7 protein-coding genes and 1 tRNA gene are annotated in these 7,037 nt (G+C 50.4%); 6 read left to right on the top strand and 2 right to left on the bottom strand.

Annotation, left to right across the window (positions count from 1 at the left end):
* From GDA54_04560 to GDA54_04585, 6 genes are all read left to right on the top strand, one after another.
* Positions 1-593: CpaF family protein (locus tag GDA54_04560; GenBank protein ID MBC6497575.1), on the top strand; the 593-nt coding region annotated here is incomplete at its 5' end.
* Between the two features lie 29 nt (positions 594-622).
* Positions 623-1,570, top strand: coding sequence for a type II secretion system F family protein (locus GDA54_04565; protein ID MBC6497576.1), 948 nt, complete (start codon positions 623-625; stop codon positions 1,568-1,570).
* Between the two features lies 1 nt (position 1,571).
* Positions 1,572-2,519, top strand: a complete 948-nt coding sequence (locus GDA54_04570) for a type II secretion system F family protein (protein ID MBC6497577.1) — start codon at positions 1,572-1,574, stop codon at positions 2,517-2,519.
* A 14-nt stretch (positions 2,520-2,533) separates the two neighbouring features.
* The gene (locus tag GDA54_04575) at positions 2,534-3,046 is read left to right on the top strand and encodes a hypothetical protein (GenBank protein MBC6497578.1); all 513 of its coding nucleotides are present in this window, start codon (positions 2,534-2,536) and stop codon (positions 3,044-3,046) included.
* Between the two features lie 8 nt (positions 3,047-3,054).
* A complete protein-coding gene (locus GDA54_04580; protein ID MBC6497579.1) occupies positions 3,055-3,768 on the top strand; it encodes a hypothetical protein in 714 nt (237 codons plus the stop codon).
* A 39-nt stretch (positions 3,769-3,807) separates the two neighbouring features.
* Positions 3,808-5,637 carry a Tad domain-containing protein gene (locus GDA54_04585; GenBank protein MBC6497580.1) on the top strand — a complete coding sequence of 610 codons (1,830 nt, stop codon included), beginning with the start codon at positions 3,808-3,810 and terminating at the stop codon, positions 5,635-5,637.
* A gap of 54 nt (positions 5,638-5,691) precedes the next feature.
* Here the strand turns inward: GDA54_04585 and hemA are convergent, their stop codons facing one another.
* Entirely contained in the window at positions 5,692-6,894 is a 1,203-nt protein-coding gene (hemA, locus tag GDA54_04590) for a 5-aminolevulinate synthase (GenBank protein ID MBC6497581.1), read from the bottom strand.
* 33 nt (positions 6,895-6,927) lie between these two features.
* Positions 6,928-7,000 (bottom strand) — tRNA-Lys (locus tag GDA54_04595).
* Between the last annotated feature and the right edge of the window lie 37 nt (positions 7,001-7,037).

Consider the following 7,037-nt stretch of genomic DNA (forward strand, 5'->3'; position numbering starts at 1 on the left):
AGGACACGTTAGAGCTCCAATTGCAACAGCCGCATGTGGCGCGTCTGGAATGTCGCGCCGCCAATTCAGAAGGCGTTGGCTCGATAGACACGCGTGAGTTGGTGCGCAATGCGTTGCGTATGCGTCCAGACAGGATTATTTTGGGCGAGGTGCGTGGGCCTGAGGTGTTTGATATGTTGCAAGCCATGAACACAGGCCATGATGGCTCTATGGCGACGATTCACGCCAACAATCCTGTGGATGCGTTGCGCCGTATCGAGAACATGATGGCACAGACGGGGATGCATTTGCCGGTTGCTGTTGTCAGGCAGTATATTCAAAGTGCTCTCGATATGATTATTTTCGTTCAGCGTATGCGTGACGGCGTCAGGCGTGTCTCTGGCATCATGGAGATTACGGGCATGGAGGGCGATACCATTGTCACGCAGCCCGTTTACGAATTCACCATTAATAGTGTGGGAGCTGATGGTAAAATTGAGGGTTCTTATGAGTCTTCTGGTCTCAAGCCACGTTTCTTGGACAAGGCGCGCGACTATGGGTTGCACATCGAATTGCTAGAAGCCATTGGTTTCGAGGGTGAGATCGAGCGTTAGGATATGGTTGGGATGACGGGTCGTGTGTGATGACGATAGAGGTGATCATTTCTCTTATTGTGCTGTCTGTGGCGGCGTGGTGGGTTCTTTCTCAGGAAGAGGAGGAATTCGACATAGAGAAGCGCCTTCTTCTTGGCAATTATAAGGCGGCGATTGACCGCTCTCGCCAGCGTTCTCACGAGGCACAGCAGCGCCACACAGGACAGAAAAACACATTTTTCGGGCGTCTTCTCGTTATGCTCGACCGTAATATCCATAGGGCGGAGCTCGATATTCCGGCACGGACATTCTTGATGTTGTATGGCGTTCTGTCCATGGGCACTGGTTTTATCATTTCCAATCTGTCTGTTTTTCCTCTCTTTCCTGCCGCTATTCTTGGGGCGGGTTTGGTGGGGGGCGTCTTTTACTTTTACGTGCGTGTGGTCGAGGGGCGAAGGATACAGAAATTTCTTGTGCAGTTTCCTGATGCTCTTGATTCCATCACACGTGGTGTGCGTTCGGGGCTTCCTATCAGCAAACAGATTCAAGTATTGGGGCGTGATTTTTCCGAGCCTCTGGCGGGAATTTTTCGTCGCGTCAATGACTTTATGGTGTTGGGCGATAGCCTTGCTGAGGCTTTGCGTAAGGTCAGCCAAGAGTTTTATCTTCCTGAATTTCAGCTCTTCACTGTTGCTGTCAATATACAGCAGAAAACGGGGGGCAACCTCAGCACCGTCCTCGAGAATATCGCCAACACCATTCGCAGTCGATTAGAGTCGAGGTCTAAGTTGGAGGCGAGTGTTTCTCAGGCGAAAAGTGGCGCTTATATTATTGGCTCTGCTCCTCTCGCTATGGTTTTGCTCCTTAATTTGATACAGCCAGACCACTTCACGCCACTCTTTGATACGGCGACGGGGCATAATTTGCTGTGGCTCATCGCGATTTTTTACGGATGCACGGTGCTCTCTTTCAAATATCTGCTCAGAGATAGGTTTTAAGATGTTAGAATTTTTAAGCGACCCTTCTGTTTTGTTTGGCATCGTCCTTCTCGTAGGCGTCGCTGTCATGCTCTTGTCGGACGATGACCCTTTGGAAAGGCGTATGCGTCAGGTGCGTAGAGGTTTAAAGAAAAAGGGGATACAGGGTGATACGGAGGAGGAGGAAGATGTGACGTCTATGGTGAAGGAGGAATTAGGCAAGGTTGTGCATGTCGCAAAGAAGACGATCAAGCCTGTGCAGGTGTTAGGTGAGGAGGGCGTTCATAAGATGACGGCGCAGCTACGCGCGGCGGGGTATCGCGGCACCGAGAACATCATCATTTTTATCTTGTGGAAGATTTTTGCGGCGATTCTCTTGGGCGGGTTAACATTGATATGGATTTTTAGCGGTGTAGAGAGTTTGACTCCGTTGGATTATGGCTTGTTTTTTGGCGCATTGACCGTTGGTTGGTTCTCTATAGATTTTGGCGTGCGTTTTCTGGCCAACAAGCGTCGCTTGCGCTTGCGCAAGACCCTACCAGATGCTGTTGATATTTTGCTCATCTGTGTGCGTTCAGGCATGACGTTCGAGGCATCGATGCAGCGTATCATTGTTGAGATGGGCGACTTTCACAAGGATATTGTGGATGAGTTCAGCTTAACACTCTCCGAGATGCAATATCTTAATGAACGCACCGATGCTTTGCGCAATTTTGCTGACCGTGTCGGCTTGGACGAAGTGAAATCCTTTGCGGCGACGATTATTCAAGCGGATAAGCATGGGACGTCGATTTCTGATGGTTTGACGGTCTTTAGTGAAGAGATGCGCAAAGCCCGTCTTTTTGAGATCGAAAAATGGTCGGCAAAAGTCCCTACCTTGATGACACTTCCTATGGCGCTCTTTCTTCTTCCTGTGTTCTTCATCATCACTTTGGGCCCCGGGATTATTTCTGCATTGAATGCGTTTTAGGAGGCGTGGTGAGCATGGCGAGGGACTCTTTCTGGCATCGACGTTCGGGCATGGCGCTTTTAGAGTTTGCGCTGACGAGCGTGATTGGTTTGACATTGTTATTGTCTTCCCTTGGGTTGGGGTATCGTTATATGATGCAGGCGCGTTTTGACGATGCTGCCCGTGAGGTGACTCGTCTATGTCTTGCGAGAGCTGGTTTGCCTGATGCATGCAAGAACATCAAGGAGGTGAGGCGCATGGTCTATGAAAATCTCAAGGGCTCTTTTGATGAAGAGAGGATCATGGCTTATGGGAGGAGTTACAAGGATATTAAAAAGGCGGTCATAGGACATAAGCCGGGGGACATCTTCGAACAGGTCGCTGATGAGGACGATGAACGTCGAGCCCTTGTGAATAAGAGTCGGTTAAACAAGGGTCCTTTTGTGGCGTACGAATTGGATTATGATTTAGCGATGCCTATCGCCTTCGTTCCAGATGGTCTGTGGGATTTGCGAAGCTATGTCATCATCTATAACGAAGGAGAGTGAGTGACGGCATGAAGAGGGCGTGGGCCTATCATGGGTGTTTTTGTGTGAAACATAGGGAGGGAAGGCGTGTGGGCGGGCGTCGTCGTGGCGCTATTCTTGTAGAATTTGTTCTCATTGCCACCTTTATTGGCATTCCTCTCTTGTCGTTCATTGTCGATGTAGGGCGTTACTTCAAGACATTGAGTGGTCTGAATCGCACGACCAATATCGTTGCGGATATTGCGAGCAGGGGGACGCCTTTTGACTTGTGTTTTGTGGACCAGATGATTGCCTTTGAGGTCGATGTAAGTGCCCGCCATCGCCTTGGAAAGGACGATTTTTTAGTCGTCATTTCCGAGATAGAAATTTACGACGAGGCAAAGACGCATGCGCCTCTTATTACAGCACAGAGCAGGCGAGGATTGCTCAAGGCGGAAAGTCGCATCGGGAAAAAAGTCGGCAAGCAAGCGAAAATTGATAAGAATTTGCGAGGTCTCAAGGAGTCCCTTGTGAACATTGATGGGGGACGCCCACCGGGTGTCTTGCCAACGGATCTTCCCGAACGGGTCATTGCTGTCGAGAGTTGGATAAGGTTTGTTCCTTTTTCTGGCTTCTTGCCATTTGCCGCATTTCCTGATATTGTGTATTCCGATGTCGCCGTTCGCTCGTATCGTTTAGGTGTGGGAGGTTTAGACACCCTTGCCCCGCCACGTAACAAGAAAAACGAGAAAAAATGCACGTAGCGTGTTGTGTCATGTGGGCAGGATAGAACAAGGAGAAGGATGATGGGCATATCGTTGTATGGGATAGGAAAGAGGCGTCATGGTGTCTGGTTTGCGCTGTATATTCTTGCGACTCCGGCCATTGTCACGTTGGCGGGGGGAACGGTTGATTATTCACGCATGCATTTGGTGAAGTCGCGCCTCATCACGGCCGTTGATAGTGCGGCATTGGCGGCATCTGGCCTACAGGGTGAGCCAGAGAAGCAAAAAGAGATTGCCGAGCGTTATGTCAAGGCGCTGTTCCCAAAACGTTATATGGGGACGACTCCTCTTAAGGTGACGGTGACGACAAGTGATGAAGGCGCAGAAACACAGACGATCGAAGTTCATGCGCAGACAAAATTCTCCATGAATTTTGTCAGTATGGGCGGCCTTATCGAGCAATTCAAGGATATTCCCATTTCTTGGACATCTCGTGCCGCATGGGGGCTCAGCACGGCAGAGATTGTGTTGATACTAGACCATTCGGCAAGCATGAGCACGAGTGATGGCTGTTCTACGGGTGCGCCATGCACGCGCCTACAGGCCGTCAAAGAAGTGGCAACGAATTTCATTAATGACGTTTTCACTGGCGAGGACACGTCTGATGATAGTGGTGGTGATAGTGGTCGAGGCATTGCCGTCTCTCTTGTTCCTTTTTCGAGTTTTGTCGGTTTTACACAAGCCCAGAGAACCCTTTTCATGCGCATGGGGCGCTCCCATGCCGATGCGCTTCTGATCCAGCGTCATAGCGATAACATTCGAACGCCTACAGCCCATCCCCATCTTGTCTGTTTGGCGAATCGTGTGCGTCCGGGGGCTCAGAAAATCACCCGTAGCGATTCTTATCGCTATGATTTTGCCACACTCCTCGATATCAACGATAGATTGCCAGACCCGTCAGAACCGTCGAGCTGGTTTTATCAGCCCCATTTTTACATGTCCTATGCTTATGGCTCATTTTCTTGCGATAAGCGTGTTTCGTCTAACCCTCATGGGTATGTCGATGGCGCTATCTCTCCGGGCAATTTGCCGTCTGATGCTCTTGCCGCGCAGAGTAGCTATGTTGTTCCCTTGACGTATGACAAAGATCATTTACTGGCGTCCATCGCGCACCTACAACCCACAGGGGCGACATCGATGCTTGACGGCATGAAGTGGGGATTTCGCGCGCTCTCTCCTGATTGGCGGGGCATATGGCTAGAGCCCCGCACGTTGGCGCCTATACAGGACAAGCCGAAAGAGAGCATTGCTTGGACAGCTCGGCAAGTGCGCTCGGACGATAGTTTGCGTCAAGTGCGTAAGTATATTATTTTACTAACAGACGGTCTGTCAAATTTACCTTCTCAGTCATCTTATGGATTCCATCCTCAGCGGCGTTGCTCCCGTTTTGATGATATGATAGGGCCAAGTTCCCGTTCTTATACCGAAGATTTTTATGATGCATACTATGGTGTGACGGGGTTTCGGAGTCTCTGTCTGCCAGCGGCGCGTCATCACACGCCTGCGGCGTATCACGTATTGCGAGGGAGTACACGGACGGACGGACGTTCTCAAATTTATAGCACTGGTGATGCGACAAATCATCATATGGTGGGTGCGATGTACCAAGAAGTGCGGGAGCGCATGGTGCGCGAGTTATGTACACAAATGCACAGGTTGGGCGTAGAGATTTATAGCGTAGGGTTTCTTCTGACGGATGCGGAAGTGCGGTCTTCCGCTCTGGCAGAGTGTGTGAAAGAGGAAAATCGCTTTATTGCTGAGGATAAGGAAAAATTGCAGGAGGTCTTTGATAGGATTGTGCAAATCATTGCTCGTTCACAGCGTCTAATTCCTCCTCCTTCTCCCTGAGCATGGTGTGTGAGGCTGTGCCTCTCCCATCCTTCTCTCATGTCCCTTTATGGGCTATTGTTCTCCATGGGCATGGATGATGTTTCTCCATATTTTCTGCAAGGCAGACACAAAGGAGCGTATCATCTCTTCGCTATGGAGGGGCGTTAGGGTCACGCGCAAGCGTTCTGTTTTTTTAGGGACTGTCGGATAATTGACGGGTTGGACATAGTGTCCTTGCTGGAGGAGCGCGTCGCTGATATGACGACAGCGTTGTGCATCACCCACGATGATGGGGATAATATGGCTTGGTGACGGAGAGAACGGGATACGGGCTGTTTGTAATTGTCGTTTCATGGCGTCGGCGCGTTGGCTTAGTTGGGCGCGTAATTGAGGCCTGTGGCGGAGGAATTGCATGGCATGGAGAGCGCCCGCCGCGATGGCTGGAGGAAGAGACGTCGTAAAGATAAATCCAGGGGCTGTGGAACGGATGAAGTCGATGACAGATTGTTGAGCGGCAATGTATCCTCCCATGACACCAAAGGCTTTGGCAAGGGTGCCTTGGATGATATCGATATGTTCCATGACGTGGGCTCTTTCGCCGCCGCCGCCGCCTTCGTTGCCGTAAAGGCCGACCGCATGGACTTCGTCCACATAGAGCAGGGCATTGTAGCGTTTGGCAAGAGTAACAATATCCTCCAGAGGTGCGAAGTCGCCATCCATAGAATAGACGGATTCGCAGACAATCATTTTCGGGTGTTGTGTGGGCAGTGCGCGCAGATGGCGTTCGAGGTCCTTCATATCGTTATGTCGAAAGATGTGTTTTTGTGCGTGGGAGGCGCGTATGCCATGGATGATTGAGGCATGATTGGAGGCATCTGACAGAAAAATCCAGTGCGGGTGCGAGCGTCCAATGGTGGTGAGGGTTGTCTCATTGGCGACATAGCCTGATGTAAAGAGAAGAGAGGCTTCTTTTTTATGGAGTTGTGCGATTTCCTGTTCTAAGTCGACATGGAGATTGGTTGTGCCTGAGATATTGCGTGTGCCGCCGCTCCCGCCACCATGGTCAGCAAGGGCGTCTTGCATGGTGCGGATAACGTGCGGATTTTGTCCTTGTCCGAGGTAATCATTGGAGCACCATATAATGACACGTCTTTTTGTGTCGAGGCGAGCATAGGGGAACTCTTCTCCTTGGTGATAGAGATTAACAAACCATCGATAGCGTTCTTCATCTTTTATCGTCTGGATGTGGGAGAGGAAGAGTGAATCGTAGTCCATGCTGGTCTGTGAGGATCAAAAAGAGAGGACGGGTGAGCGCGGCAGGAATCGAACCTGCGACCCAGTGATTAAAAGTCACTTGCTCTACCGACTGAGCTACGCGCCCCTACCTATCTACGTATGGTCGCACCTCTATGATATGG

It is taken from the genome of Alphaproteobacteria bacterium GM7ARS4 (assembly GCA_014332745.1).
Lineage (GTDB): Bacteria > Pseudomonadota > Alphaproteobacteria > GM7ARS4 > GM7ARS4 > GM7ARS4.

Excerpts from the sequence above, each read along its gene's own strand:
- GDA54_04565 (MBC6497576.1), top strand. The coding sequence starts at position 623 with ATGACGATAGAGGTGATCATTTCTCTTATTGTGCTGTCTGTGGCGGCG.
- GDA54_04570 (MBC6497577.1), top strand. The coding sequence starts at position 1,572 with ATGTTAGAATTTTTAAGCGACCCTTCTGTTTTGTTTGGCATCGTCCTT.
- GDA54_04575 (MBC6497578.1), top strand. The coding sequence starts at position 2,534 with ATGGCGAGGGACTCTTTCTGGCATCGACGTTCGGGCATGGCGCTTTTA.
- GDA54_04580 (MBC6497579.1), top strand. The coding sequence starts at position 3,055 with ATGAAGAGGGCGTGGGCCTATCATGGGTGTTTTTGTGTGAAACATAGG.
- GDA54_04585 (MBC6497580.1), top strand. The coding sequence starts at position 3,808 with ATGATGGGCATATCGTTGTATGGGATAGGAAAGAGGCGTCATGGTGTC.
- hemA (MBC6497581.1), bottom strand. The coding sequence starts at position 6,894 with ATGGACTACGATTCACTCTTCCTCTCCCACATCCAGACGATAAAAGAT.